The sequence below is a fragment of the Streptomyces sp. NBC_00273 genome (genome assembly GCF_036178145.1).
Lineage (GTDB): Bacteria > Actinomycetota > Actinomycetes > Streptomycetales > Streptomycetaceae > Streptomyces.
Genome location: NZ_CP108067.1, coordinates 4772386 through 4798712, shown reverse-complemented (window position 1 = coordinate 4798712; position 26327 = coordinate 4772386). Strand labels below are relative to the sequence as shown.

Here is a 26327-nt window from a genome sequence, read left to right as displayed (position 1 = left end):
AAACGGTCACCGACACCTGGGCCTGGCAGCTGTCGGTACCCGAGCCCGAGTTGACCCTCGCGGACGGCTTGGCCGAGGAGGCGGAGGCCCGGCTCCTGAAGGGCTGGTGCGACCGCGCGGACCGGCGGGCGGACGGCCGCGGGCGGTCACGGTCCGGGGCCGGGGTCCTTCGGGTCGCCCGCCAGCCGGACCGTGCTCAGGATGCGCATGATCAGGGCGTCGTCGACGGCGCCGGGGACGCCCGTGCGGCCGTAGAAGTCCCAGGAGACGAGGTCGCCCCGGGAGTTCTTGAAGCCGAAGACGACCGCCTGGCCGTCGCCCGCGCAGCGGTTGGGCCGCTGGGCACCCGAGGAGCGCGCCTTGACGTAACTCCCCCTGACCCCCGACTTCGTGGTGTACTCCACCGGCTTGTCCGCCGTGACCACGCTCTTGTCCGGCTGGGTGTAGGCGGCGTAGACCCAGGTGGGCGCCTCCTTCACGGCGATGTCGGCGGGGTCCTTGGCGCCACCGGCACCCTTGGTGCCGACGTTGCCGAGCCGGACGTCCGTGACCTGGCCGTCGCCGTTCGCGTCGATGCTGCACCACTGGGACTTGTAGAAGGCCGGGGCCGTGTGCCCGATGAGGACCTTCTCCCGGTCCTTGCCGTCCTCGTAGCCGCTGAAGACCTGGGGTTCGAGGACCTCCCACCCCGGCGGGACGTCGAACGCGGTGCCGTGCGTGGGGTTGATCACGGTCTTCCAGCCCGCGACGAGCGGTTTCGTCGGGTCCGCCGCGGATGCCGCCGCGGCCGCCCGCGTGCGGTCCCGGTTCTCGCGGACGCCGAGGACGACGCCGGTCGCGGCGGCGGCGACCGCCAGGGCGGTCAGGGCGCAGATCCCGACGACGAGCCGTCTTCTGCTGATCCGGCGCCCGCCGCCGGGCTCCTGCGGCGGCTCGAAGGGCGGCGGCGGGTACGGGCCGCCGGGGTGACTCGGCTGGTGGTACGGATCGTGCACGGTGCCCCTCCTGATACCTGCCTGCCCTACTTGCCGAAGGACAGGATCGCGCGGCTCGCCTTGCGCGGCTCCGGGCTGTTGACCCGGCCGTTGAGCAGGAACAGCCGTCCGCCCGCCCACGCGATGCGGACGCCGTGGGGGTAGAAGACGCCCTGGGCGCCGCGGGCCGCGGCCGGGCTCTGCAAGGCCGGTTGCGCGGCCCCGTCGGTCGCGGCGAGGGAGACGACCGCCCCCGCTTCGCCGTTGCCGGGCGTGACGTACGTGAGGACCCGGCCTTCCTCGACGGCCAGCGGCCACACGGTGCGCCCCTTGGGCTGCTCGGCGGTGCGCCACCGCTCCTTGCCGGTGTTCAGGTCGACGGCGACGACCTGGTCGGTGACCTCGGTGTCGAGGGTGGTGCCGGGCTTGCCCGCGCCGATGTAGAGGGAGTCGGCGTCGGCGGCGACGGCGTAGCACTCCTGGAAGCCGCTCGCGTTGCCGAATCCGTTGCACCGGCCGCTGACCCCGAAAGCCGGGGTGCTCTGCGAGCGGACCGTGCCGTCGGCGGCGAACGCCGTGAGGTTCCAGGTCTTCTTGTCCTTGTGGTGTGCGGCGATCACCAACGGGTCGATGGAGAGCACCCGGCCGACCGTCCAGTCCGGGGCGTACTTGTAGCTCCACCGCGCGGCGCCGGTGGCCGGATCCAGCTCCTCGACCACCGCCTGTCCGGGTGCGCGGACGTCGTTCGGGTCGGGGCAGTGGCGGATGCCGATCAGCCGCGAGCCCCCGGCGACGGCGGACGGGTAGCAGCCGTTCGGGCTCGACGTGCCGAAGAGCTTGTGGCCGTCGGTGACCGAGAAGCCGCTCATGACGGCCGCCCGGGCGACGACCACGGTGTCACCGCTGATCGCCAGCTCGAACTGCGTCGTGGTGTCGAACTTGTTCTCCGGCGGCAGCGGAACCTTCCAGCCCGCCCGCCCCGTGGCGAGGTCGATCTGCTGGAGGTGCGTGCAGGGCGAGCCCTCCGACGTGCTCTCCTTCACCCCCACGACGATCTTGCCCTGCGCGGACGGGGCCGGCGGGACCCCGCACAGCGGGGTCTGGAGCGGGAGCTTCCACTTCTCCTTGCCGTCGGCCGCCGCGTAGCCGGTGAAACCGCTCGGGATCGCGCTGACCACGGTGTCGCCCACGCGCCAGGGGCCGTACTGCGAGACGCCCGAGCCGGCCACCTCGGCCTGGTTGTCGCGCACCCAGACCCGGGCCTCGCCCGCCCGGATGCCGGCGTTGGGGTCGTAGGCGTCGGGTCCCCCACCAGGGCCCTTGCCGTCGCCCTGGTCGATCGAGGGCGAACCGGAGGGCCCGGCCAGGGGCTGCGCGGGTCCGCCGCGGACCGTGAGGCGGTAGGCGCCGCCGCCGATGAGGAGCAGGGCGGCGAGCAGCGCCAGGGCGGCGCCGACGGCGGCCACGGGCCGGGGCAGCCGCCGCCGGCGGCCGGATCGCGGGGCGCTCGGCGCGAAGGGCGCCGGCGGTGCGGGCGGTGCCGGCAGTGCTGGCGGTGCTGGCGGTGCGAAGGGTGCGGGCGGCGGGCCGAAGCCGGCGGGTCGCTGCTCGTCGGGTTCCGGCCATGGGCCGGAGGTACGACCGGTCATGGGTGAAGTCTGGCCGATCCAGAGATATTTCTAGAATAGATTTTTGGACGAATTCGCCGCGAGCACCTCCGGTCGCCCGCCCGTGCGCACAGGTCTAGCGTGGAGTGGTGGTTCCTTGGCTCGCGGGGTGAGGAGGCCGGTCATGACGACGCGCTGGCGCAGTGCCACCGTGGCCGTGGCGGCGGCCGTACTCGTGGCGGGGTCCGCGGGTACGGGGGCGGGTGCGGTGTACGCACGGGACGCGGCGGCCCCCGTGCCGGCCGCGACGGTTCCGGCGCCGACCCCGACACCCGCCTCGGACGGGTTCGCGCAGCTGACCCCCGCCGTCACCCGCCAGTTGGACGCCGCGATCAAGAAGGTGCTGGCGGAGGCGAAGATCCCCGGCGTGATCGTGGCCGTGTCGGCCCCGGGCAAGGGCGACTACGTACGGTCCTTCGGCATCGCCGACAAGGCCACGGGCGCGCCGATGACCCCGAACCTGAACATGCGGATCGGCAGCGTGACGAAGACCTTCACCGTGACCGCCCTGCTGGAGCTGGTGGACGAGGGGAAGGTCGGCCTGGACGACCCGATCGGCAAGTACATCGACGGCGTCCCGAACGGCGACCGGATCACCCTGCGCGAGCTGGCCGGGATGCGGAGCGGTCTGTTCAACTACTCGGCTGACGAGGACTTCTACAAGGCGCTGACCAGCAATCCCGACCGCCCCTTCACCCCGCAGGAGCTGCTCGGCTACTCCTTCAAGCACCCGGTGCTCTTCGAGCCGAACGCCAAGTTCTACTACTGCAACACCAACCTGATCCTGCTCGGGCTGGTGGTGGAGAAGGTCAGCGGCGTCCCCCTCGACCGCTTCATCGACCAGAAGGTCGTCGCGCCCGCCGGGCTGAAGCACACGGTGTTCCCCACGGGCCCGGAGTTCCCCACCCCGCACGCCCACGGCTACACGAACCAGACGGCCTCCGGGAAGGTCGAGGACGCCACCGACTGGAATCCCTCCTGGGGCTGGGCGGCCGGCGCGATGATCTCCGACCTCCCCGACATGCGCAGCTGGGCGAAGACCCTGGCGACCGGGACCCTGCTGACCCCCGCCACCCAGGCCCAGCGCCTCGACGTGGTCGACGCGCTCCCGGGTACGGGCTACGGCCTCGGCATCTTCAACGTCCAGGGCTGGATCGGGCACAACGGCTCACTGCCGGGCTACGGATCGCTGGTCCTCTACCTGCCGGAATCGAAGGCCACGCTGGTCGTACTGCTCAACACGGACATCGGGTACCAGGGCCAGGAGCCCAGCACCCTGTTCGGCGAGGCGATCACCAAGATCGTGACCCCCGACCGGGTCTACACGCTCCCCGCCCAGCCGGCGTCGTGAGCGGGGGCGGTCGGCGGCCCATGTGTCCGGCGGGCCCCGGGACTTCGGTCCCGGGGCCCGCCGTCGCGTGCGCGGCCCGTCCTTCGCCACGGCCGACTCCGGCCGTAGCGTAGGGAGTCGAGGGCGCCGGGGGTCCGGACGGCCCGGCACCTCACCCACCATGGTCCGCGGCGCGCGAAACACCCCTGAGGGAGACGCACATGAACGGTCAGGCAGTACAGCGGGACGGCCGGTCCCCGGCGGAGGACTCCGCTCCCGCGGTTTCGGTCCGCGCGGCGGGCGAGGCGGACGTCGAGGCCGCTGCCGTGCTGTTCCGCGGCTACCTCGACTTCTACGAGGTGGACGTCGAGGACCCGGACGCCCCGCGGGCCTTCCTGGCGGAGCGGATCGCCAAGGACGAATCGCTGGTGCTGCTCGCCGATGTCCCGGAGGCCGGAACGGTCGGCTTCGCGCAGGTCTACCGCGGGTTCTCGTCCCTCTCCCTGCGGACCGCCTGGGTCCTCAACGACCTCTACGTCGCCCCGGCCGGCCGCCGCACCGGAGCCGGCCGGGCGCTGTTGCGCGAGGTGCTGCGCCGGGCTCGCGAGGCCGGCGTGTCCGGCGTGCAGCTGGAGACCGCGTACGACAACACCGTCGCGCAGGGGCTGTACGAGGCGGAGGGCTTCGTCCGGGAGGAGTTCCACGTGTACTTCCACGACCTGGGCTGACCGGCCTGCGGCAGGAGTACCGACGGGATCGGCGGCGGAAAGGGTGGCGGGGGATGAAACATTCTCCGCCGCCATCGCGTCACAGGGGTGGGACGGACGCGAGGGGGGAAGCAGATGCGCCAGGGGCGCAGGGACGGGTTCCGTGAGTTCGCCGCGGGCCGCTCGGGCCCTCTGTACCGGTCGGCATGCCTGCTCGTGGGCGGGGACACCCACCTCGCGGAGGACCTGGTGCAGGAGACCTTGGGGCGGATGTACCAGCGGTGGGGCCGGATCTCCCGCATCGACAATCCGGCGGCCTACGCCCAGACGGTGCTGGTACGGGCCTTCCTCACGCACCAGCGCCGTCGTTCGGCGGGGGAACGACCGGTCGGGGAGCTTCCCGATACGGGTGCGCCCGCGCCGGGCGGCGGTGATCCGGCGCTGCGGCTGACGCTGCTGGAGGCGCTCGGGCGGCTGGCGCCCAAGGACCGGGCGGTGCTGGTGCTGCGCTACTGGGAGGACCGCAGCGTCGAGGAGACCGCCGACGCGATGAACGCCTCCTCGGCGGCGGTCCGTACCCGGACCTCGCGGGCGCTCGCCCGGCTGCGGGAGCAGCTGGGCGGCAGCCTCACCGCCTTCGTGGACCGCTGAGACCCCCGGTCCGTTCCCTCCCCCGACTCCACCCGGCAAACGGAAGGTCTGGTTCCTTATGTCCTTTGAAGACGAACTCGCCGAAGCCCTCCGGCGCACGGGGGAGAGCTTCGCGGTCGATGCCGGGGCCCTCGCGCAAGCGGGTGAGCGGCGCGGCCGGCGACTGGCGCGCCGCCGGGCCGCCCTGGCCGGCGGGTCCGCGCTGGTCCTGGTCCTGATCGCCACGGCGGGGGCCTACTCCGGCGGCCTGTTCGGCGGCTCCGGGGCCCAGGGCGCGGTCCGCGTCGCGGCGCCGCCGCCGACCCCGCCGGGCAACGGACGGCTGACCGGCACCGGCGCGGTCACCGCCGAGCAGATGATCGGAAACCTGAAGTCGCTCCTGCCGGGCGGTCGGCTCACCGAGCCCGAGGCACGGGGCACGGACGACGAGCTGGGACCGCGGGTCGGGGCCGTGTACGACGACGGGAAGGGCCCGGCGGCCATCTCCCTCGGCCTCCAGCGGGTGGACCCGTTCAGCAGTGGATCCCGCGCGCACACCGAGTGCGGGGACGAGAACCTGCACGCCTACGACGACTGCCGGACCGAGCAGTTGCCCAACGGCTCCCGGCTGTTGCTCCACCAGGGGTACGAGTACCCGGACCGCCGGACGGACACCAAGGTCTGGCGGGCCGTGCTCGTGACCGCGCAGGGCTTCCTGGTCGACGCGTCCGAGTGGAACGCCGCGGCCGACAAGGGCGCCCCCGTCTCCCGGATCGACCCGCCGCTGACCATCGAGCAGTTGAAGGCCCTGGTCACCTCGGACACGTGGCACCCGGCCCTGAACGACCTGCCGGCGGCCGATCCCGAGCCGGCGCCCCGGCCGGAGTCGATCGCCCTGCGGGACCGGAAGGCCGTGGACGCCCTGGAACAGCTGATGAACCGGTTCGAGATCACCGTCCCGATCGCCTCCAAGGGCGGGCAGGGGACGTACGGCTACGTCGTGCTCGACGACGGCAAGGGCAAGTCCCTGGTCCAGATCAACGTCCAGTCGAACGCGAACCCCTCGGGCTTCACGGGGAACCCCGCCGTCACCACGGAGTCCGACGGCACGAAGGTGAAGGTCGCGGCGGAGCCGGGCGAGAAGGTCAGGAGCGTGACCCAGTGGAAGGTGGACACCCTGCGCAAGGACGGGCTGCGCGTGGTGGTCAGCGCCTTCAACACGGCGGACCAGAACGGCCCGGCCACCCGCCCCTCGCCCGCGCTGACGATGGGGCAGCTGCGGCAGATCGCGCTCGCCCCGGAGTGGAAAGTGGGCACGCCCGCCCGCTGATCGCCCTCACTTGGCGTCCGCGTAGCACTCCACGACGGCCGTCGTGAACGGGAAGCGGACGGGGGTGTCGCCGAAGGCGATCCGGCCGGCCCGTTCGCCGGCGGCCCGGATCGCCTCCACGACGGCCCCGGCCTCCTCGGCCGGGCAGTGCACGATCACCTCGTCGTGCTGGAAGAACACCAGCTCGGCCCGCATTCCGGCGGTCGCCTGCCGCAGGGCCGCGAGCAGCAGCAGGGCCCAGTCGGCCGCACTGCCCTGGACGACGAAGTTGCGGGTGAACCGGCCGCGGGCCCGGGTGTTGGTGGAGGCGTAGCTCGGGGTCCAGCCGTCGTCCCGGTCCTGCGGGGTCACGGCCCCGCCCTCCCCGTACCCCTCGCCGGGGTCGACGCCGCCGTCACCGGCCTCGTCCCCGTCGCCGGAGCCGGCGGGCGGCGGGCAGGTGCGGCCCAGCCAGGTCCGTACGAGCCGGCCCTCCTCCCCGGCCTTCGCCGCGTCGTCCACGTACGCGACGGCCCGGGGGAAGCGGCGGCGCAGCGCGGCCAGGTTCTTCAGGCCATCCCCGGAGGTCTGGCCGTAGACGGCGCCGAGCACGGCGAGCTTGGCCTTCTCCCGGTCGCCGGAGAAGCCCTGGCGGGAGACGGCGGTGTAGAGGTCCGAGGCCTCCCCGGCGACCTCCATGAAGGCGGGGTCGCGGGAGATCGCGGCGAGCACGCGCGGCTCCATCTGGTCGGCGTCCGCGACGACGAGCCGCCAGCCGGGGTCGGCGACCACGGCCCGGCGGATCACCTTGGGGATCTGCAGGGCCCCGCCGCCGTTGGTGACCCAGCGGCCGGTGAGGGTGCCGCCGGGGATGAACTCCGGGCGGAAGCGACCGTCCCGGACCCAGTCCGCGAGCCAGGCCCAGCCGTGGGCGGTGTAGATCCGGTACAGCTTCTTGTACTCGATCAACGGCTCGACGGCGGGATGGTCCAGCTCCTGGATCTCCCAGCGCCGGGTGGACTTGAGCTTGATCCCGGCCCCGGCGAAGGCCTTGATGACGTCGGCGGGCAGATCGGGGCGCACGCGCCTGCCGAAGGCGGCGGACACGCGGTCCGCCAGCTCGGCGAGGCGCCGGGGCTCCCCACCACCCGCGTACCGCTCACCGAGCAGCTCGGTCAGCAGGGCGCGGTGCACGTCGGCCCGCCAGGGCAGGCCCACGCGGTTCATCTCGGCGGCGATGAGGAAGGCCGCCGACTCGGCGGCGGTGAGCAGCCGCATCCGGTCGGGGTGGGCGGTGGCGTCGAGCCGCTCCGCCTGGTCGGCGTGGACGGCGAGCAGGGCGTCCAGGGGGACCGGGGCGGGCTGCGGGTCGAAGAGGGAGTCCTGGGCGCGGGGTTCGGCGGCGCGCGGGCGCGGATCGGGCGGTACGGGGGCGTCGGTGAGCCTGGCCCAGGCGGCGGCCGCCGAGCGGGGCTCCCCGAAGCGGCCCTCGTGGCCGAGGAGCAGGAGCTCGGCGTCCTCGATGTCGTGGCACCGCTCGACGCGTGCGCCTGCGGCGAGCAGGCGGGGGTACACGGCCGCGGTGGACCGCCAGACCCAGCGGGTGCCGGGCGGGGCGGAGCGGATCGCCTCGGCGGGGTCGCGGACGCGGAGCCGGACGCCGTCCGTGGGGGGTACGGGCGCGGCGTGCCACCACCCGTCGCCGTCCTCGGCGAGGGCCCACCGGGGAGTGCGGTCGCTCATGGGTGCGAGTGTCCCACCGGGGTCTGACAGTGGCTGCGCCGACGTGCCGCGGGGTGCAGGTCAGCGGGCCGGGTGCGGCGCCGTTGCCGGGGCTCCGCCCCGGACCCCGCGCCTCAAACGCCGGCGGGGCTGGGATGGGCCGGGCTGGGATGGGCGGCGCTGGGATGGGCCGGGCTGGGATCGGCCGGGCCGGAAGGGGCGGCCGTGCGCGCGTACACCTCCAGGGCCGGGTGCGGCGGGCGGCCCAGGAGGCGGGGCAGGGTGCCGTCGTCCGGGGCGTCGAGGAAGCCCGCGGCGACGGCCGAGTACGTGGCCACCAGCATCGGGGGCTGGAAGGCCGCCGCGTCCGGGCCGGAGAGGGCGCTGCGGGCCCGGGCCAGGGAGCCCGGGGCGTAGCGGGCGCCCACCGCCGCGGCGAGGTCCGTTCCGCCCAGCGGGCGGTCGCCGACCAGTTCGTAGACCTGCCCGGCGTGCGCGTCGGGTGCCAGGGCCACCCGGACCGCCACCTCCGCCAGGTCCTCCCGCGCGACCGCCGCCAGCCGGCCCGCGCCCAGCGGGGCGGTGATCACCCCGTCGGGCCCCGGCGCGGCGAGCGCGGCCAGCAGCTCCGCGTACAGGCCGTTGCGCAGGACGGTCCAGGCCAGGCCGGAGCCGCGCAGGCGGCGCTCCGTCCAGCGGTGCGCCAGCGCGTACGGCAGGTGGTCGCCCGCCCCGGTGAGGCTGGTGTAGACGACGTGCCGCACGCCGTCCCGCTCGGCGGCCGAGACGGCGGCCCCGTGCCGTGCGATGACCTGGTCGTCCTCGCCGTAACCGGCCGAGATGAGCAGCAGGGTGTCCACCCCGGTGAAGTCGAGGGAGTCCGGGTCGTCGAAGTCCACCCGGACCTGACCGGGGCCGTCCGGGGCGCGGGTGCCGAACCGGACGCCCGGCCGGTCCGTGCTGTCGGGGTGGTCCGCCAGCCGGCGCGCGATCAGCGAGCCGAGTCCGCCGGAGGTGCCGGTGATCAAAAGCATGGGGAGTCCTTCGTGTTCGCGTCGGTCGGCCTGATTGGCTTCGGGGGCGGGAACATCGTGTGCCGACGGGCGCACGGCGCGTAAGGAGGCACTTCCATGTCAGTAGGGCACACCGGGATAACCACCCCCGAGCCCCTGCCCGAGCCGCTGTTGAGCTGCGACGACGACTGCGGCATCCGCGACGTCCTCGACCGGCTCGGCGACAAGTGGTCCGTCCTCGTCGTGGTGGAACTCGGCGCCGGCATGCGCCGGTTCAAGGAGCTCCAGCGCGCGGTCGACGGCATCTCGCAGCGGATGCTCACCCTCACCGTCCGCCGGCTGGAGCGCGACGGCCTGGTCACCCGGACCGTGCACGCCACCGTGCCGCCCCAGGTCGAGTACGAGCTGACCGACCTGGGCCGCAGCCTGACCCTCCTGGTCAAGGGCCTCGCGGACTGGTCGCTGGCCCACCGCGCACGGATCGAGGCCGCCCGCCGGGAATGGGACGCGAAGGCGGACATGCCAAGCTGAGGGGTGTGAGAGACCTTGCCGAGACCGTCGACCGAGCCTTCGCCGCCGCCCTCTACGCCCAGGACGACGCCGGGCTGGACACCGGCGCCTCGCTGCTCGTCGCGGACCAGGGGGGCTGGCCCGCGGTCGGGCGGGAGCTGCTGGCGCGCGGGGAGGCGTACGTACGCCAGGGCTGGGAGCGGGGCTGGCAGCCGGCCGACGTGCTGCGGCTGGTCCGCCGGGACCTCGACGAGCGGCACCTGAGGATCACCGGGGACCTGATCGCCGCCGAGGCGCGCCGCTACGCCCGGCTCCCGGCGCGCTGGGGCGCCGCCGAGGTGTGGTGGACGGGTGACGAGGAGTACGCCGACCGGCTCGCGCAGCGGGAACGGACCGACCGGTTCACGCTGGCCACCGCCTTCCTTGAGGTGCTGCGGCTGCTGATCCGGCTGCCCTCGATAGAACCGGTGGGTCCGCTGCCCGGTGACCCGGCCGACGCGCTCGCCGAGCACGCCCACATCGAGCCGCGCATGCTGGGCCGGATCCGGGCCCTGCTCGCCAAGGCCGAGGCGACGAACTTCCCGGACGAGGCGGAGGCGCTCAGTGCCAAGGCCCAGGAGCTGATGGCCCGGCACACCGTGGACGAGGCGCTGCTGGCGGCGAGCGGCAAGGGCCCGGCCCAGGTGCCCGGCGCCTGCAGGATCGGTGTCGAGCCGCCGTACGAGGAGGCGAAGGCGGTGCTGCTCGACGCGGTGGCCACCGCCAACCGCTGCCGGGCGGTGTGGAACAGCGGCTTCGAGTTCTCCACGGTGGTCGGCTTCGAGAGCGACCTGGAGGCGGTGGAGCTGCTCTACACCTCGCTGCTCGTGCAGGGCACGGCGGCGATGACCCGCGCGGAGGCCGCGCAGCGCTCCGGCGGGCGCAAGCGGACGAAGACGTTCCGACAGTCCTTCCTGCTCGCCTATGCCAGCCGGCTCGGCCACCGGCTCGCCGAGACCGCCGAGCACGCGGCGACGGAGGCCCCCGACAACCTGCCGGCCCTGGTGGCCCGCGACGTGGCGGTCACCTCGCGGGCGGAGGAGATGTTCCCCCGGACCACCACGACCCGGCTGCGCGGCGCCACCGACCACGCGGGCTGGGAGGACGGCACGGCCGCCGCCGACCGCGCCCACATGGGCGGCAGGCAGAAGCCGCTGCCCCGCTAGGGAGTACCCGTACCCGCGTCCGTACGGGAGTCCTCCGAGCGCAGGGCGTGCGCCTCCGACTTCAGGATGCGCATCGACCGGCCCAGCGAGCGGGCCATGTCGGGGAGCTTCTTGGAACCGAACACCAGCAGGCAGACCACCAGGAGCACGAGCAGGTGCCAGGGCTGGACGGCGTTGCGGAACACGGGCGTTCCACCTTTCGGACGGGTCGGCTGCTTTTCGAACGACCGGCTCATGGAACAGCCCCGGCCCGGGTCAGGACAAATCTGAAGAAGTCCTGAAAGTCGTTGCGCTCGGCGCCATGAGTCGAGGCGCTGCGCGGCGACACGGGGCCGGCGAGAAGCCGGTACGGGAGCGACGGGTGTCACGATGGAGCGCTACCCGTGAGTAGGGACCTGTCTGTGATTAACGGACCACCCCGCGTGCACGTGCATCTGCCCGTGCAGCAGCTTGTGAACACAGCTATGATCCGGAGGAGTTGACATCTGCACTATCGGGGGCTTCCTGTGGACCACGCGTACAACGGGATGGCAGCTGCAGAACTCGCTACCTTGTTTGAGCTGACGTGGCAGAAGAGCAGACACAGCAACTCGCAGGGTTCCTGCGTGGAGTTCGCACGGCTGCCGGGAGGCGATGTCGCCATGCGCAATTCGCGCTTTCCCGACGGACCGGCGCTCGTCTACACGCCGGCCGAGATCGAGGCCCTGCTCCTGGGCGTCAAGGACGGCGAGTTCGATCACCTGATCAACTGACGGAACAGCGCACCCATCAAGCCATGCACGTGCACTGGCCGGGACCGATCGCAATGATCGATCCCGGCCAGTTGTCCTGTGTTCGCCCTTGATCGGCGGCCGGCGGCCGCTCAGTCCTGGAGCAGGAAGAGCGCCCAGACCACCTTGCCGGTCAGCCGGCCCGCGAGCGGGTGCCAGCCCCAGCTGTCGCTGTACGAGTCCACCAGGAACAGCCCGCGCCCGGACTCCAGGTCGAAGTTCTCCTCGGTGCGCTCCGGCGAGAACGCCCCTCCGGGCCGGTCCTCGCTGGGGTCCCGCACCGCGCACACCAGCCGCGTGCTCCACCGCATCAGGTGCAGCCTTACGGGCGGCTCCGGCTCGGCGTCGGCCCCCCGCGCGTCCTCGGGCAGGGCATGGCGCAGCGCGTTGGTGACGAGCTCGGAGACGACCAGGGCCACGTCGTCGAAGCGGTCGTCGAGACCCCACTGGGACAGGGTCGAACGACAGAAGGAGCGGGCTCCGCGCACCGCGTCGTAACGGGCGGGCAGAGCGCAGGAGGCGGACCCGGAGACAGCCGTGGGGTCGACCGGGGGCAGCCCCTGCCGTAACGGCTCGAGCATGGTCGATCCATTCGTCCCCATGCGAGGCACTCCCGGGATTCGCGGGCGGAGCGGTCGTCTCCGTCCAGAAAGAACTGCGGGGTGGGTCCGGCGCCGGCGCGAACAGCACGCAGGTGCGCGGGGACCATCGTTCCGAATGCCGGAGCCGGATGCAAGGGCAGATGCACGTGCACGCGCCGGACCTGTCCGCTCCCGTGACGGTTCTGACTCATTTCTTCCTACGCATACTGACGGACTTCTTTTCCCGGAGACGGGATTCCGTTACAGAACGAGTACGAGCCGATGCGTTTTGGTGGCAGACTGCGGCCCCTGGGGTACGACTGCGGCCCCTGGGGTACGGGGGCCCCGAGACGCTCGCGCACACCACGCGCACGCCAATGCGATGGGGAGGGCAGTACTAGTGACCGCAGAAGCAAGCGGTTCTGTGGTGCGCCGCATCCTCCTGGGCTCCCAGCTCAGGCGACTCCGAGAATCCCGCGGCATCACCCGTGAGGCGGCCGGCTACTCGATCCGCGCATCCGAATCGAAGATCAGCCGCTTGGAGTTGGGAAGGGTGAGCTTCAAGGCCAGAGACGTCGAGGACCTCCTCACGCTCTACGGAGTGACGGACAGCACGGAGCGCGAGTCGCTGCTCGGGCTGGTCCGGGAGGCCAATGCGACCGGCTGGTGGCACAGCTACGGCGACGTGCTGCCCGGATGGTTCCAGACGTACATCGGCCTGGAGGGCGCTGCCTCGCTCATCCGGATCTACGAAGTCCAGTTCGTCCACGGGCTGTTGCAGACCGAGGCGTACGCCCACGCCGTCGTCAGCCGCGGCATGCCCGGCGCCACCGCCGCCGAGGTCGACCGCCGCGTCGCCCTGCGCCTGGAGCGCCAGAAGGTCCTCGTCTCCGAGAACGCCCCCGTCTTCCACGCCGTCCTCGACGAGGCCGCGCTGCGCCGCCCGTACGGCGACCGCGAGGTCATGCGCGGTCAGCTGGAGCACCTCATCGAGGTCTCCCAACGGCCCAACGTGCAGCTCCAGGTGATGCCCTTCTCCTTCGGCGGACACGCGGGCGAGAGCGGAGCCTTCACCCTGCTGCGCTTCCCCGAGTCCGACCTCCAGGACATCGTCTATCTGGAACAGCTCACCAGTGCCCTCTACCTGGACAAGGGCGAGGAAGTGGGGCAGTACGAGCGGGCGATGGAACGGCTCCAGGCGGACTGCCCCGATGCCGAACGGACCAGGGATCTTCTCCGTGGTCTGCTCCAACTGTCTTGAATCGCACGTAGTATGACGTCTGATCAGTGCATGATGACCGATCGGTCTCCGGTGCAGCGCACGGGTGCGCGCTCGCAGTAAGGGATGGCATGTCCATATTCAGCGACCTGGCTCACCAGTACATCGACGGCGAATGGCTGGCCGGTACCGGTTCGTGGGACATCATCGACGTCAACCCCTTCAACGGGGAGAAGCTCGCGGCCATCACCGTGGCCACGGTCGAGCAGGTGGACCAGGCCTACCGCGGCGCCGAGCGCGCCCAGCGCGAGTGGGCCGCCACCAGCCCTTACATCAGACGCGCCGTCCTGGAGCGCGCCCTGCGGATCACCGAGGAGCGCGAGAAGGAGATCGTCGAGGCGATGATCGACGAGCTCGGCGGGACGCGTCCCAAGGCCGAGTACGAGGTCCACCTCGCGATGGAGTTCATCCGCGAGTCCCTCCAGCTCGCCGTCCGGCCCGAGGGGCGGATCCTGCCCTCGCTGGTCAAGGGCAAGGAGAACCGGGTCCAGCGGCTCCCCGTGGGCGTCGTCACGGTGATCAGCCCCTTCAACTTCCCCTTCCTGGTGGCCTTGAAGTCGGTCGCCCCGGCCCTGGCGCTGGGCAACGCGGTCGTCATCAAGCCCAACCAGAACGCCCCGGTCGTGGGCGGCGGCGTGATCGCCAAGATCTTCGAGGACGCCGGGCTGCCGGCCGGCCTGCTGAACGTCCTGGTCACCGACATCGCCGAGATAGGCGACGCGCTCCTGACCCACCCCGTCCCCAAGGTCATCTCGTTCGCGGGATCGGACCGAGTCGGCCGGCACGTCGGGGCGATCGCCGCCCGCCACTTCAAGCGCACGGTCCTGGAGCTCAGCGGCAACAGCGCGCTCGTCGTGCTCGACGACGCCGACCTCGACTACGCGGTGGACGCGGCCGTCTTCAGCCGCTTCGTCTACCAGGGCCAGGTCTGCATGGCCGCGAACCGGATCCTCGTCGACGCCTCGGTCGCGGAGGAGTTCACCGAGAAGTTCACCGCGCGCGTGCGCGCCCTCAAGACGGGCGACCCGCACGAGGCCGACACCCACATCGGCCCCCTGATCAACTCCTTCCAGGCCGACGCCCTGACCGCGCTCGTGGACCAGGCCGTGGAATCCGGCGCGCAGGCGCTCGTACGCGGGTCTACGCGCGGCAACCTGGTCGAACCCACGGTGCTCGCCGGGATTCCCGAGGACTCCCCGCTGCTGAGCCAGGAGATCTTCGGCCCGGTGGCCCTGCTGGTGGTCTTCGACGGCGAGGACGAGGCCGTACGGCTGACCAACGCGACCCCCTACGGGCTGAGCGGCGCCGTGCACACCCGGGACGTGGAGCGGGGCGTCCGCTTCGCCCAGCGGATCGAGACGGGCATGATCCACGTCAACGACTCCACGATCGGGGACGAGCCGCTGGCCGCCTTCGGCGGAGAGAAGGCCTCGGGCCTGGGCCGGCTGAACGGCGAGGCCACGATCGAGGCCTTCACCACACAGAAGTGGATCTCCGTACAGCACGGCCGGACGACCTTCCCGTTCTGAGTCTTCGGGGCCGCACCCCTAGACTCGGCCGGGCGTAGGAAGCCGCCCGGGGGAGAACGAGTTGAGCAACATACCGGAGACCGGCCGGACCCCTCGGGTCCAGAACCGTCTCGTCGTCATCCAGATCGTGGTCTTCTCGCTGTTGCTCACGCTGGGCGGACGCCTGTGGTACCTCCAGATACGCAATGGCTCGGAGTACACGGACGAGGCGAAGAACAACCACGTCCAGCAGGTGGTCCAGCCCGCCGTGCGCGGCTCGATCCTGGACTCGCGCGGGATCCCGCTCGCCGACAACGCGACCCACCTCGTGGTCTCCGCCAGCCGCACCGAGCTGCTGACCATGAAGGACCGGGGCAAGTCCGTGCTGACCCGGCTCGCCGGGGTGCTGGGCATGGACGCCCAGGAGGTCATCGACAAGGTCCGGCTCTGCGACGCCAAGACCAAGCAGCCCTGCTGGAACGGTTCTCCCTACCAGCCGATCCCGGTCAGTGACGAGGCCACCACCGAGCAGGCCCTGCAGATCCGCGAGCACCCCGAGGACTTCCCGGGCATCACGGCCGAGGCGACCGCCCTGCGCCGTTACGCGGCTCCGGACGCGGCCAACACCTCCCAGGTGCTGGGCTACCTCTCGCCGGTCACCGACGAGGAGATCGCCAAGGCGAAGAAGTCGGACTCGCCGTACCTGCGTTCCGACCAGGTCGGCCGCTCCGGCCTGGAGCGCACGTACGACAAGGAGCTGCGCGGCAAGGCGGGCATCACCCGCTACGAGGTGGACAACCTCGGCCGGGTCATCGGCCAGGGCCAGACCGACCCGGCGAGGCCCGGCTCGAACATCGTGACCTCGATCGACTCCCGGGTGCAGGCGGTCGCCGAGCGCGAGCTGAACAACGCGATGGTCGAGGCCCGCAAGGTCCGGGACAAGAACACCGGCCGCAACTACGAGGCCGACTCGGGCGCCGTCGTGGTGATGGAGACCAAGACCGGCCGGGTCGTGGCGATGGCCTCGAACCCGACGTACGACCCCAACGCCTGGGTGGGCGGCATCTCCGCCAAGGACTACGCCGGCCTGACCGACAAGCAGTCGAACTACCCGCTGCTGAACCGGGCCATCCAGGCCCAAGCGGCGCCGGGCTCCATCTTCAAGGTGGTCACCTCGACGGCCGCGGTCAACGCCGGGTACCCGTTCAACAACCGCTACCCCTGCCCCAGCTCGTACTCGGTCGGCAACCAGACCTTCACGAACTTCGAGTCGCAGGGCCACGGTGACATCACCATCGGTCGGGCGCTGGAGGTCTCCTGCGACACCGTCTACTACGCCCTCGCGGACCAGGAGTGGAAGAAGGACGGCGGCATCAAGCCGAAGAAGGACCCGAAGGACTGGTTCCTGAAGACCGCCCACGAGTTCGGGCTGGGCAAGCGCACCGGCATCGACCTGCCGAACGAGGTCCCCGGCCGGGTCCCCGACCGGAAGTGGAAGCAGGACTTCTTCGACGCGAACAAGGACGCCTGGTGCCGCGACGGCAAGAAGAACGGCTCCTTCGCCGAGAAGATCGCCTACGAGAACTGCCGCCAGGGCAACCAGATGCGTGAGGGCGACGCCATCAACTACTCGATCGGCCAGGGCGACACGCTCGTCACTCCGATCCAGATGGCCTCCGTCTACGCGGCCATCGCCAACGGCGGCACGCTCCACCAGCCCAGCATCGGCAAGGCGATCGTCAGTGCCGACGGCACGTCGGTCCAGGAGATCGCGCCGAAGGAGCAGGGCAAGCTGCCGATGGACGCGAAGACCCGCGACGACATCGACGAGGCCCTGGCGGGCGTGGCCACCAACGGCAGCGCGGCCTGGCGCTTCGGCGGCTGGCCGCAGAAGCAGATCCCGATGCACGCCAAGACGGGTACGGCCGAGGTCCAGGGCAAGCAGACGACCTCGTGGTTCGCCTCGTACACCGAGGACTACTCGATCGTCATGACGATCTCCCAGGGCGGCACCGGCTCGGGTGCCTCAGGACCGGCGGTCCGCAACATCTACGAGGCGATGTACGGGCTCGACCCGACGGGCAAGCAGGACCTCTCCAAGGCCCTGCTCCCGCAGCCCGCCACCGCCCTGCCGGCGATCCGCCCCGACGGGGAGATCGAAGGCAACTGACCGGCCAATGAGGACAGGATCTGACCGCAAGGCTCCGTAGCGTGTGTCGTGTCGGGGGGAGGAGCCCCCCGACAAGACACCTCACGCATAAGGCGGTCGGTCATGGCTCAGATCTCCCCCGAAGTCCTCGGCGACGAGCGCGGCACCCTCCTCGCCTTCGTCGAGGCCCAGCGCACGGCGATCCGCGAATCGCTCCTCGGGCTCAGCGAGGCGCAGGCCGCGAGCCGCCCCAGCGTCAGCGAGCTCACCCTGTCCGGTCTGCTCAAGCACGTGGCCGAGGTCGAGCTGAACTGGCTGCGCCTCGCCCAGCAGGCGCCGAACGAAAGGGAGCGCACCCAGGAGACCTGGGGCGAGGCCTTCCGGCTGGTCGACGGCGAGTCGATCCCGTCGGTCCTCGCCTTCTGGGACGAGGTCGCGGAGCAGACGGCGGCCTTCGTCGCCGCCCTCCCGAGCCTGGACGCGACCTTCCCTCTCCCGCCGGCGCCCTGGTTCCCCAAGGACGCCAAGGTCTCGATGCGCTGGATGCTCCTGCACCTGGTGGAGGAGTTCGCCCGGCACGCGGGCCACGCCGACATCGTCCGCGAGTCCCTCGACGGCACCAAGGCGATGGGCTAGACGGCAGGGGCTTAGCCTGGCCCCATGTCAGCGATCCGGCTTCTTGTCCTCGGTGCGGTCCGCCAGCACGGGCGGGCCCACGGATACCAGGTACGCAACGACCTGGAGTACTGGGGCGCCCACGAGTGGTCGAACACCAAGCCCGGATCGATCTACCACGCGCTCAAGCAGATGGCGAAGCAGGGCGTCCTGCACGCGCACGAGGTGGGGCCGAGCGCAGCGGGCGGGCCGCCGCGGACCGAGTACGAGGTGACGGACGCCGGCCGCGAGGAGTACTTCCGGCTGCTGCGCGAGGCCCTCGCGGCGTACGACCAGAAGACGGACGTGCTGTCGGCGGCGATCGGCTTCATGGTCGACCTGCCGCGGGAAGAAGTGCTCGCGCTGCTCCGGGAGCGGATGGCGAAGCTGGCGCTCTGGCGGTCGTCGGTGACGGACTACTACACGCCGGAGGGCGGCCCGGAGGCGCTGGGCCACATCGGCGAGATCATGCACATGTGGGTCCACTCCGCGGACGCGGAGGCGGAGTGGACGCGGGGGCTGGTCGCCCGGATCGAGGGGGGCGCGTACTCCTTCGCGGGCGAGGGCGGCGAACCGTTCGTGGGGGTGCTGGCGGAGGGCCAGGAGAACCCCTACGCCTAATCAAGTTTGACTAGCCCGCGAGCGGGCACTACCTTTGCGGATCCTGGTAGTCAAGCTTGATTAGTGAGGAGTGGCCTTGGCGATCTCCGTCGAAGGTGTCCACAAGCGCTACGGCGACAAGCAGGCCCTGGCCGGGCTCGACCTGGAGGTGGCGCGCGGCACCGTGCACGCGGTGCTCGGCCCCAACGGCGCCGGCAAGACCACGGCCGTGCGGATCATGAGCACCCTGCTCCGCCACGACGAGGGGGCGGTCCGGGTGGCGGGCCACGACGTGCGCACGGACCCGGCGGCCGTCCGCGCCCGCATCGGGCTGCTCGGCCAGCACGCGGCGCTCGACGAGGAACTGGCCGGGCGGCAGAACCTGGAGATGTTCGGCCGTCTCCACCACCTGGGCGCGCGCCGGGCCGGGCGGCGCGCCGACGAACTGCTGGAGCGCTTCGGCCTCGCGGACACCGGCCGCAAGGCGGTGAAGCAGTACAGCGGCGGCATGCGGCGCCGGCTCGACCTCGCCGCCTCCCTGATCACGGACCCGGAGGTGCTCTTCCTGGACGAGCCGACCACCGGTCTCGACCCGCGCGGCCGCGCCGAGGTGTGGGGCGCGGTCCGCTCCCTGGTCGGCGGCGGTACGACCGTCCTGCTCACCACGCAGTACCTGGAGGAGGCCGACCAACTGGCCGACCGGATCGCCCTGATCGACGGCGGCCGGGTCGCGGCCGAGGGCACGGCCGACGAACTGAAGGCCCTGGTCGGGGCGGACCGGATCGTCGTGGTCCTGCGGGACGCGGCACGGCTGGCGGAGGCGACGCGGCTGCTGCCCGACCCCTTCGTCGATCCCGACACCCTGACCCTGAGCTTCCCGGTGGAGGACCGGATGGCGGGCTTGTCCCGGACCCTGCGGACGCTGGAGGAGGCGGGCGTCGAGGCGGCCGACCTCGCCGTCCGGCGCCCCACGCTGGACGAGGTCTTCCTGCACCTGACCGACTGCGAGGAGGTGGCCGCATGAGCGCGGCATGGGTGGTCTCGGACTCCTGGACGATGACCCGGCGCGAGCTCGCCCACTGGGCGCGGCAGCCGGTCCAGGTGGTCGTCGGCCTCGTCTTCCCCGTGATGATGCTGCTGATGTTCGGCTTCCTGGTGGGCGGCGGGCGCGGGATCGACGGCGAGTACGTCGAGTTCCTGGTCCCGGGGATGCTCGCCCTCACGATGGCCTTCGGGCTGGAGGCCACCCTGACGGCCGTCACCCAGGACCTGAACAAGGGGGTGATCGACCGCTTCCGCGCCATGCCGATGTCCTCGTCGGCGGTCCTGGTCGGCCGCAGCGCCGCCGACATGCTCCAGTCGGCGGTGGGGCTGGCGGTCCTCGCCGCGGTCGGGCTGCTGCTCGGCTGGCGCTGGCACGGCGGCGCGGCGGCCGCGCTGCTCGCCTTCGGGCTGCTCCTGCTGCTGCGCTTCGCGATGCTGTGGATCGGGATCTGGCTCGGCATGGTCGCCGGCCGTCCGGAGCTGGTGCAGGCGGTGCAGATCCTGGTGTGGCCGGTGGGCTTCCTGTCCAACGCGTTCGCCACGCCGGAGTCGATGCCGGGCTGGCTGGGAGCGGTGGTGGAATGGAATCCGCTCTCGGCGACGGCCACGGCCGTCCGCGACCTGTTCGGCAACCCGGCCGCGGCCGCGCCGTCGTGGGCCGCCGACCACGCGGCCCTGCTGGCGGTCGCCTGGCCGCTCCTGCTGCTCGCGGTCTTCTTCCCGCTGGCGGTGGGCCGCTACCGGGGACTGAGCAAGTAGCCGCCGAAGAGGACTTGCACCTCACGCGACGTGAGGAACCACAGTGAAGGGCGTACGCAAGCAGAGGAGGGAAGAGATGGGCCACTCCGTGGGCCAGGTCGCCGGTTTCGCCGGGGTCACGGTGCGCACCCTGCACCACTACGACGAGATCGGTCTGCTCTCCCCGAGCGGCCGCAGCGGCGCGGGACACCGGCGGTACGACGACGCCGACCTGGACCGGCTGCAGCGGATCCTGTTCTACCGGGAGCTCGGCTTCCCCCTCGACGAGGTCGCGGTCCTGCTGGACGACCCGGAATCGGATCCTCAGGAGCATCTGCGCCGGCAGCATGCCCTGCTGACCGACCGGATCGCCCGGCTCCAGCAGATGGCCAAGGCCGTTGAGCACGCCATGGAGGCGCAGAAGATGGGCATCAACCTCACGCCCGAGGAGAAGTTCGAGGTCTTCGGGGAGCAGGACCCGGAGAGTTACGCGCAGGAGGTCGAGGAGCGCTGGGGCGATACCGAGGCGTACGCCGAGTCGCAGCGCCGGGCGGCCTCGTACACGAAGGAGGACTGGCAGCGGATCCAGGACGAGTCCGCCGACTGGGGCCGCCGGTACGTGGCGGCCATGGAGGCGGGTGAATCCGCCGAGGGCGAGCGCGCGATGGACCTGGCCGAGGAGCACCGCCTGCACATCCACAGGTGGTTCTACGACTGCTCGTACGAGATGCACGCGTGTCTCGGTGAGATGTACGTGGCGGACGAGCGGTTCACGGCGTTCTACGACGCGATGAAGCCGGGCCTCGCCGAGCACCTGAGGGACGCGATCCTGGCGAACGGCGTGCGCAAGGCGTAAGCGGAATGTCACGCAAGCGACCCCCTCCCGGGCCTGGAACCGGGCGGGGGTCGTGTGCGTTGATAATTGAAAACCGCCCGTCCCGCAGCACGACCCCTGATCCAGGAGAGCCCGGAACCCGTGTATACGCTTGCGCTCGGCCCTACGTGGCTGTCCCCGGACTATCTGATCTCGCACTTCGGTCTGATCGGCATCCTGGTCATCGTCTTCGCCGAGTCGGGACTCTTCGCGTTCCTCCCGGGTGACTCCCTGCTGTTCACGGCGGGCCTGCTGGTCGCCGACGGGCAGTACATCAAGCAGCCGCTGTGGCTGGTCTGCACCCTGATCGTGGCCGCCGCGATCATCGGTGACCAGGTCGGCTACATGATCGGCAAGTTCTTCGGGCCGAAGCTCTTCAACCGGCCGAACTCCAAGCTCTTCAAGCGGGAGAACTTGGACAAGGCGCACGAGTTCATGGACAAGCACGGCCCGAAGGCCATCGTGCTCGCCCGCTTCGTGCCGATCATCCGCACCTTCGCCCCGATGGTCGCGGGCGCCGGCACGATGAAGTACCGCACCTTCCTGACCTACAACATCATCGGCGGCATCGGCTGGGGAGCGGGCGTCACGGTCGCCGGCTACTGGCTCGGCCAGATCGAGTTCATCAAGACGAACGTCGAGTCGATCCTGGTGGCCATCGTCCTGCTCTCGGTCATCCCGGTGGTCTTCGAGGTGCTGAAGGCCCGCAAGGAGAGCAAGGCGAACGCCGGTGCCGAGGCGACCGAGGCCGTGGCCGACGGCTCCGCCCCGCAGGCTCCGGGCACGCGCGGCCGCCACGCCAAGCGCTGACGCCCGCCTGCGGCGCCCCGCCCGCCCGTAACGCCCCGGAAGGCCCACCAGAGGCCCCGGGGCGTACGTGTGCCCGGTAGGGGGCCGCGTCCGGCCCGGCTCCCGCCTACGGCCGGGTGGCCCGTGATGCGATCGCTTGCCGCGGCGGGTCTGCGGGCCGTGCTCGACGTCACGGACCCCCCGTTCGACGCAGCGCCGCTGGCTCGACGCTTGTGCCGATGGAGGGACCAGGGCGCTCAGAAGCCGCGGGTCCGCTTGGCCGCGCGGCGCTTGGCGGCGCTCGTGGCCCCCGGGATGCGCATGAACAGCCGCGAGGCCTCCGATCCGAGGTTGACCCCGATCGCGATGGCCAGCGCGATGGCCGCGGCGTTCACCAGCGAGCCCAGGCCCTCGTTCAACCGGTTCTCGGCGATCAGCAGCAGCCCGTAGTACACCGCCGAGCCGGGCAGCAGCGGGCCGATGGCGGCCGTCACGTACGGCAGGGCGGAGGCGAAGCGGTAGCGGGAGAAGAGCTGCCCGAAGAGGCCCACCAGCCCGGCCGCGATGGCCGTGGACGGGACGGGCGGGATGCCACCCGCGTAGTGCAGGGCCCCGAAGGTGACCCAGGCGACCGCGCCGTTCAGCGTCACGATCCACACGGTGGAGCGTTCCTGCTGGAGCAGGATCGCGAAGGTGAACACCAGCACCATCGAGGCGGCGATCTGGATCAGCGGCCGCTGCTGGATCTGGAGGACCTCCTCCGGCCGCGGCGAGGCGTCGAACTGCAGCCCCACGTAGAGCACCACCAGCACGCCCATGATGATGCCGATGAAGAGGTACATGACTTCCAGCAGCCGGGCCGACGCGGTGATGTAGTAGCCGGTCAGGCCGTCCTGCACGGCCGCGACCACGGCCCGTCCCGGCAGCAGCGCGAACAGCCCACCGGTGATCACGGCGGAGGCCTTGACGTCGATCCCCGTCATGTTGAGCGCGACCCCGAGGGCGGCCGGCGGCATCGCGGCGACCACGAACTGGTAGAACTCGGGCAGCCCGCGTCCGGCGCACAGCCAGGCCAGGCGGTCACCGAGCACCGCGCCGATCGCAGCGGCGAAGAAGACGAGCACCCCGCCGCCGACGAGGGTGGAGGCGGCTCCGGCGAGCAGTCCGGCGGAGGCCGTGAGCATCCAGCCGGGGTACGGGTGCCGGTTGCGGCGGATCTCGGCGAGGCGCCGGTAGGCCTCCTCCAGCGTCACGTCGATCTCGTGGGCGCTGATGTCGTCCACGAGCCGGAACACGGCCGCGAGCCGGTTGTAGTCGGTGCCGCGGCGGCGCACGGTCCGGCTGGCCGTGACCGGGTCGCCCACCAGCGACGGGTGGTGGGTGATCGACAGCATGGTGAAGGTGACGGTCGGCTCGCAGCGGTCCAGCCCGTACGAGCGGGCCACCGCGAACATCGCGGCCTCCACGTCCTCGGCGCCCTCACCGCCCGCGAGCAGCAGCTCGCCGATGCGCAGGGTCAGGTCGAGCACGCGGCCCACGGCGGGCCCGGTCTCGCTGTGGCGCTGCACGAGCTCCGGTACGGGCCGCACGTCGACCGGCATGCGCAGCATCGTGCGCATGCGGTCCTGCCAGGGCGATTCCTTCATCTGCGCGACGGGGAAGCCCTGGCCGGGGGTGTATGCGGGCGGGGACTGCGCAGCCCGGTAGGTGGCCGGGGCGGCGAAGGCCGACCCCTCGGGCTCGGGCTGCACCGGATCGGCGCCCGCCGGACGGGCGAATTCCGAGGTGGGCTGGTCCTCCTCGGGAACGTCCGGCTCCATGCCGGGCGGCGGCGTGAAGGCGCTGTGCGCCTCGTCGGACTGGGGCTTCCTGTCCTCTGCCCCGTCGGCCTCCGCCACGCGTCCTCCAGTCCGTGATCACCCGGGGTATCAGTATGCGGAATCGTTTCCTCCCGCCGCACACCCAGCGCACACCCAGCGCATGCCCACCACACGCCCACCGCACCCCGGCACGGACCGGGCACGGACCCGGCGCACACCCGGCCGCGCCCGCCACACCGGCCCGCGAACGCGACGGCGGGCGGCATCCCCGTGGGATACCGCCCGCCATGTCACGAGGGGCGCGGGGCGATGCCCCGGCCCGTTACCGCCGAGCGCGAGCTCAGTGGTGGCCGCCCTGGGCCTCGAGGCGCTTGAACGAGGCCTCGATCTCGGCCTCGGCCTCGGTGCGGCCGACCCAGTTCGCGCCCTCGACCGACTTGCCCGGCTCCAGGTCCTTGTAGACCTCGAAGAAGTGCTGGATCTCCAGGCGGTCGAACTCGGACACGTGGTGGATGTCGCGCAGGTGCTCCACACGCGGGTCGGAGGCCGGCACGCACAGCAGCTTGGCGTCGCCGCCCGCCTCGTCCGTCATGTTGAACATGCCGATGGCGCGGCACTTGATCAGGCAGCCCGGGAAGGTCGGCTCGTCAAGGATGACCAGCGCGTCCAGCGGGTCGCCGTCCTCGCCGAGGGTGTTCTCGACGAAGCCGTAGTCGGCCGGGTAGCTGGTCGAGGTGAAGAGGCGACGGTCCAGACGGATCCGGCCGGTCTCGTGGTCCACCTCGTACTTGTTCCGCGAACCCTTGGGGATCTCGATGGTGACGTCGAACTCCACGTCCTGCTCCTCCATGATCAGCTGCATTGCTTCGGGACTGCGTCGTTTCACCTGCGTGCGCGTCCGGCCCAGCCCTGCCGGGTGGGGTGCCATGCTCGCGGCAAGACGCAGTGGTTAAGTGTCCCTCACGCATATGTGTGATCGCGAAAGGGGCTGGTCCGAGGTGCCATTGGTCAAGACCTGGCAGCTCATCGCGGGGTCGGCCGTTGCCGGCCTCGCCCTGTCGGTGGCAGCGGTGGCCGCCGCCGGTCCTTGGGACTCCGGCCAGCGTAAGGCCGAGCGGGTCAGAGCCGCCTCCTGGGGCCGTACGGGTGGCGCAGATCACGGTGAAGGGCCCGGTTCCGGCGCCCTGCCCGAGGCCGCGCCCAGCGCCCCCGGGGTGCTCGGCGCGATCGGCCCCGGCGCCCCGCGCGCGCAGAGCGCCCCCGCCGCGCCCGCCGCCGCAGGGGGCCTGGCCGCCGCGCTGAAGCCGCTGCTCGCCGATCCCGCGCTCGGCACCGTCCGTACCGCGTCCGTCGTCGACACCGCCACCGGGCAGGTCCTCTACGAGTCCGGTGCGCGGGACGCGATGACCCCCGCCTCCACCGTCAAGATCGCCACCGCCGCGGCCGTGCTGGCTGCCCTGGGACCCGAGCACCGGATCAGGACCACCGTCACGCCCGGCGCCGCCCCCGGACAGATCGTCCTGGTCGGCGGCGGCGACCCCTCGCTCACCGCGAAGAAGAAGAGCCCCGCCGGATCCGGCGGCAGCCTCGTCGCCCTCGCCGGTGACACCGCGCAGGCCCTCAAGGCCGCCGGCACCGACACCGTGACCCTCGGATACGACGACAGCCTCTACACCGGCCCCGCCCGCCACCCGATCGGCGTCAACCCCAACATCGCCCCGGTGACCGCCCTGACGGCCGACGAGGGTCGCCCCGACGACTCCACCTCCGGGCCCGTGGACCGCTCCGACGACCCCTCCAAGGACGCCGCCCGGGCCTTCCGCACCCTGCTGGCCGATCGCGGCATCAAGGTCACCGACGAACCGGCGAAGGCCAAACCCGCCGCCGGCGTCCAGCCGCTGGCCGTCACCCTCTCCACCCCGGTCGCCGGGCTCGTCGAGCGGATGCTGACCAGCAGCGACAACGACATCGCCGAGGCCCTCGCCCGGCAGACCGCCCTCGCCACCGGTCGACCCGCGAGCTTCGAGGGCGCCGAGCAGGCCGTCACCGACCGGCTCACCGCCCTCGGCGTCGACACCGCCGGTTCCCGCTTCGCCGACGGCAGCGGCCTGAACCGCGCCGACAAGATCAGCGCGGGCCTGCTGACCGGGCTCCTCACCAAGGCCGCCGACCCCCAGCGACCCGAGCTGCGGCCGGTCCTCACCGGACTGCCCGTCGCCGGATTCACCGGAACCCTCAAGGCCCGCAACTCCGGCAGCTCCCCGGCCGCCGGCCTGCTCCGCGCCAAGACCGGCACCCTGTCCGGGGTGAACTCCCTCTCCGGGACGGTCGTCGACCCCTCCGGCCGACTCCTCGCCTTCGCCTTCCTGACGGCGAACACCCCCGGCCCCGAGGGCGCCGAGAAGGCCCTCGACAAGCTGGCCGCGGCCGTCGCGACCGCTTCGTAGGGGGTCC

The 26327-nt window shown here is 71.8% G+C and carries 23 protein-coding genes and 2 pseudogenes; 17 read left to right on the top strand and 8 right to left on the bottom strand.

What is annotated here, in order from left to right; translation table 11 throughout:
- Positions 1 to 146 precede the first annotated feature (146 nt).
- A complete protein-coding gene (locus OG386_RS20815) occupies positions 147 to 995 on the bottom strand; it encodes a hypothetical protein (protein WP_328789403.1) in 849 nt (282 codons plus the stop codon).
- Between the two features lie 26 nt (positions 996 to 1021).
- The gene (locus OG386_RS20810; RefSeq protein WP_328789402.1) at positions 1022 to 2623 is read right to left on the bottom strand and encodes an outer membrane protein assembly factor BamB family protein; all 1602 of its coding nucleotides are present in this window, start codon (positions 2621 to 2623) and stop codon (positions 1022 to 1024) included.
- 142 nt (positions 2624 to 2765) lie between these two features.
- Between OG386_RS20810 and OG386_RS20805 the strand changes: the two genes are divergently transcribed.
- The 4 genes from OG386_RS20805 to OG386_RS20790 all read left to right on the top strand — a co-directional run bounded on the left by OG386_RS20805 (position 2766) and on the right by OG386_RS20790 (position 6638).
- Positions 2766 to 3992: a serine hydrolase domain-containing protein gene (locus OG386_RS20805; RefSeq protein ID WP_328789401.1), complete on the top strand. Its 1227-nt coding sequence runs from the start codon at positions 2766 to 2768 to the stop codon at positions 3990 to 3992.
- Positions 3993 to 4192: 200 nt separating this feature from the next.
- On the top strand, positions 4193 to 4699 hold the full coding sequence (locus OG386_RS20800; RefSeq protein ID WP_328789400.1) for a GNAT family N-acetyltransferase: 507 nt from the start codon (positions 4193 to 4195) through the stop codon (positions 4697 to 4699).
- Between the two features lie 114 nt (positions 4700 to 4813).
- A complete protein-coding gene (locus OG386_RS20795) occupies positions 4814 to 5329 on the top strand; it encodes a SigE family RNA polymerase sigma factor (RefSeq protein WP_266603323.1) in 516 nt (171 codons plus the stop codon).
- Positions 5330 to 5387: 58 nt separating this feature from the next.
- A complete protein-coding gene (locus OG386_RS20790; protein ID WP_328789399.1) occupies positions 5388 to 6638 on the top strand; it encodes a hypothetical protein in 1251 nt (416 codons plus the stop codon).
- Between the two features lie 6 nt (positions 6639 to 6644).
- On the opposite strand, the gene OG386_RS20785 is transcribed toward OG386_RS20790, so the two are convergent.
- Both OG386_RS20785 and OG386_RS20780 read right to left on the bottom strand, forming a co-directional pair.
- Positions 6645 to 8360, bottom strand: a complete 1716-nt coding sequence (locus OG386_RS20785; RefSeq protein WP_328789398.1) for a bifunctional 3'-5' exonuclease/DNA polymerase — start codon at positions 8358 to 8360, stop codon at positions 6645 to 6647.
- A gap of 113 nt (positions 8361 to 8473) precedes the next feature.
- Positions 8474 to 9373 carry an NAD(P)H-binding protein gene (locus OG386_RS20780; RefSeq protein ID WP_328789397.1) on the bottom strand — a complete coding sequence of 300 codons (900 nt, stop codon included), beginning with the start codon at positions 9371 to 9373 and terminating at the stop codon, positions 8474 to 8476.
- A 96-nt stretch (positions 9374 to 9469) separates the two neighbouring features.
- Here OG386_RS20780 and OG386_RS20775 point away from each other — a divergent pair, with 96 nt between their 5' ends.
- The gene (locus OG386_RS20775; protein ID WP_328789396.1) at positions 9470 to 9883 is read left to right on the top strand and encodes a winged helix-turn-helix transcriptional regulator; all 414 of its coding nucleotides are present in this window, start codon (positions 9470 to 9472) and stop codon (positions 9881 to 9883) included.
- Positions 9853 to 11067, top strand: coding sequence for a DUF2786 domain-containing protein (locus OG386_RS20770; protein WP_328789395.1), 1215 nt, complete (start codon positions 9853 to 9855; stop codon positions 11065 to 11067). The genes OG386_RS20775 and OG386_RS20770 overlap by 31 nt, the downstream gene beginning before the upstream one ends.
- Here OG386_RS20770 and tatA read toward each other — a convergent pair.
- Positions 11064 to 11252: a Sec-independent protein translocase subunit TatA gene (gene tatA, locus OG386_RS20765; RefSeq protein WP_328789394.1), complete on the bottom strand. Its 189-nt coding sequence runs from the start codon at positions 11250 to 11252 to the stop codon at positions 11064 to 11066. The two genes, OG386_RS20770 and tatA, sit on opposite strands and share 4 nt — an antisense overlap.
- A 321-nt stretch (positions 11253 to 11573) precedes the next feature.
- Between tatA and OG386_RS20760 the strand changes: the two genes are divergently transcribed.
- Positions 11574 to 11819: a DUF397 domain-containing protein gene (locus OG386_RS20760; protein ID WP_030009198.1), complete on the top strand. Its 246-nt coding sequence runs from the start codon at positions 11574 to 11576 to the stop codon at positions 11817 to 11819.
- Positions 11820 to 11929: 110 nt separating this feature from the next.
- On the opposite strand, the gene OG386_RS20755 is transcribed toward OG386_RS20760, so the two are convergent.
- Positions 11930 to 12439, bottom strand: coding sequence for an ATP-binding protein (locus OG386_RS20755; protein ID WP_078851551.1), 510 nt, complete (start codon positions 12437 to 12439; stop codon positions 11930 to 11932).
- Between the two features lie 361 nt (positions 12440 to 12800).
- Between OG386_RS20755 and OG386_RS20750 the strand changes: the two genes are divergently transcribed.
- The 9 genes and pseudogenes from OG386_RS20750 to OG386_RS20710 form a co-directional block, all read left to right on the top strand.
- On the top strand, positions 12801 to 13679 hold the full coding sequence (locus tag OG386_RS20750; RefSeq protein ID WP_051880232.1) for a helix-turn-helix domain-containing protein: 879 nt from the start codon (positions 12801 to 12803) through the stop codon (positions 13677 to 13679).
- An 89-nt stretch (positions 13680 to 13768) separates the two neighbouring features.
- Complete coding sequence (locus OG386_RS20745; protein ID WP_328789393.1) at positions 13769 to 15226, top strand: aldehyde dehydrogenase family protein; 1458 nt, start codon at positions 13769 to 13771, stop codon at positions 15224 to 15226.
- Between the two features lie 61 nt (positions 15227 to 15287).
- Positions 15288 to 17366, top strand: a pseudogene (gene mrdA / locus OG386_RS20740) (penicillin-binding protein 2); the annotation flags it as partial.
- Positions 17367 to 17477: 111 nt separating this feature from the next.
- On the top strand, positions 17478 to 17990 hold the full coding sequence (locus OG386_RS20735) for a DinB family protein (RefSeq protein WP_328789392.1): 513 nt from the start codon (positions 17478 to 17480) through the stop codon (positions 17988 to 17990).
- Between the two features lie 24 nt (positions 17991 to 18014).
- Complete coding sequence (locus OG386_RS20730; protein WP_328789391.1) at positions 18015 to 18629, top strand: PadR family transcriptional regulator; 615 nt, start codon at positions 18015 to 18017, stop codon at positions 18627 to 18629.
- Between the two features lie 76 nt (positions 18630 to 18705).
- On the top strand, positions 18706 to 19632 hold the full coding sequence (locus tag OG386_RS20725) for an ATP-binding cassette domain-containing protein (protein ID WP_405788237.1): 927 nt from the start codon (positions 18706 to 18708) through the stop codon (positions 19630 to 19632).
- The gene (locus OG386_RS20720) at positions 19629 to 20411 is read left to right on the top strand and encodes an ABC transporter permease (RefSeq protein ID WP_328789389.1); all 783 of its coding nucleotides are present in this window, start codon (positions 19629 to 19631) and stop codon (positions 20409 to 20411) included. The genes OG386_RS20725 and OG386_RS20720 overlap by 4 nt, the downstream gene beginning before the upstream one ends.
- A gap of 76 nt (positions 20412 to 20487) precedes the next feature.
- Complete coding sequence (locus OG386_RS20715) at positions 20488 to 21246, top strand: MerR family transcriptional regulator (protein WP_328789388.1); 759 nt, start codon at positions 20488 to 20490, stop codon at positions 21244 to 21246.
- A gap of 120 nt (positions 21247 to 21366) precedes the next feature.
- Positions 21367 to 22044: pseudogene (locus OG386_RS20710) on the top strand (VTT domain-containing protein); the annotation flags it as partial.
- Between the two features lie 266 nt (positions 22045 to 22310).
- Here OG386_RS20710 and OG386_RS20705 read toward each other — a convergent pair.
- Both OG386_RS20705 and OG386_RS20700 read right to left on the bottom strand, forming a co-directional pair.
- Positions 22311 to 23951: a threonine/serine ThrE exporter family protein gene (locus OG386_RS20705; RefSeq protein ID WP_328789386.1), complete on the bottom strand. Its 1641-nt coding sequence runs from the start codon at positions 23949 to 23951 to the stop codon at positions 22311 to 22313.
- A gap of 262 nt (positions 23952 to 24213) precedes the next feature.
- On the bottom strand, positions 24214 to 24708 hold the full coding sequence (locus OG386_RS20700; RefSeq protein WP_030756147.1) for an inorganic diphosphatase: 495 nt from the start codon (positions 24706 to 24708) through the stop codon (positions 24214 to 24216).
- A 133-nt stretch (positions 24709 to 24841) separates the two neighbouring features.
- On the opposite strand from OG386_RS20700, the gene dacB reads away from it, so the two are divergent.
- Positions 24842 to 26320 (top strand): D-alanyl-D-alanine carboxypeptidase/D-alanyl-D-alanine endopeptidase, encoded by a 1479-nt coding sequence (gene dacB / locus OG386_RS20695; RefSeq protein WP_328789385.1) that lies wholly within the window; start codon positions 24842 to 24844, stop codon positions 26318 to 26320.
- Positions 26321 to 26327: the final 7 nt, after the last annotated feature.

Coding starts and splice junctions, on each gene's coding strand:
- OG386_RS20775 (WP_328789396.1), top strand. CDS start 9,470: ATGTCAGTAGGGCACACCGGGATAACCACCCCCGAGCCCCTGCCCGAG.
- OG386_RS20795 (WP_266603323.1), top strand. CDS start 4,814: ATGCGCCAGGGGCGCAGGGACGGGTTCCGTGAGTTCGCCGCGGGCCGC.
- OG386_RS20800 (WP_328789400.1), top strand. CDS start 4,193: ATGAACGGTCAGGCAGTACAGCGGGACGGCCGGTCCCCGGCGGAGGAC.
- OG386_RS20785 (WP_328789398.1), bottom strand. CDS start 8,360: ATGAGCGACCGCACTCCCCGGTGGGCCCTCGCCGAGGACGGCGACGGG.
- OG386_RS20780 (WP_328789397.1), bottom strand. CDS start 9,373: ATGCTTTTGATCACCGGCACCTCCGGCGGACTCGGCTCGCTGATCGCG.
- OG386_RS20720 (WP_328789389.1), top strand. CDS start 19,629: ATGAGCGCGGCATGGGTGGTCTCGGACTCCTGGACGATGACCCGGCGC.
- OG386_RS20750 (WP_051880232.1), top strand. CDS start 12,801: ATGGGGAGGGCAGTACTAGTGACCGCAGAAGCAAGCGGTTCTGTGGTG.
- OG386_RS20755 (WP_078851551.1), bottom strand. CDS start 12,439: ATGGGGACGAATGGATCGACCATGCTCGAGCCGTTACGGCAGGGGCTG.
- OG386_RS20805 (WP_328789401.1), top strand. CDS start 2,766: ATGACGACGCGCTGGCGCAGTGCCACCGTGGCCGTGGCGGCGGCCGTA.
- OG386_RS20770 (WP_328789395.1), top strand. CDS start 9,853: ATGGGACGCGAAGGCGGACATGCCAAGCTGAGGGGTGTGAGAGACCTT.
- OG386_RS20735 (WP_328789392.1), top strand. CDS start 17,478: ATGGCTCAGATCTCCCCCGAAGTCCTCGGCGACGAGCGCGGCACCCTC.
- OG386_RS20790 (WP_328789399.1), top strand. CDS start 5,388: ATGTCCTTTGAAGACGAACTCGCCGAAGCCCTCCGGCGCACGGGGGAG.
- OG386_RS20810 (WP_328789402.1), bottom strand. CDS start 2,623: ATGACCGGTCGTACCTCCGGCCCATGGCCGGAACCCGACGAGCAGCGA.
- dacB (WP_328789385.1), top strand. CDS start 24,842: ATGTGTGATCGCGAAAGGGGCTGGTCCGAGGTGCCATTGGTCAAGACC.
- OG386_RS20730 (WP_328789391.1), top strand. CDS start 18,015: ATGTCAGCGATCCGGCTTCTTGTCCTCGGTGCGGTCCGCCAGCACGGG.
- OG386_RS20745 (WP_328789393.1), top strand. CDS start 13,769: ATGTCCATATTCAGCGACCTGGCTCACCAGTACATCGACGGCGAATGG.
- OG386_RS20715 (WP_328789388.1), top strand. CDS start 20,488: ATGGGCCACTCCGTGGGCCAGGTCGCCGGTTTCGCCGGGGTCACGGTG.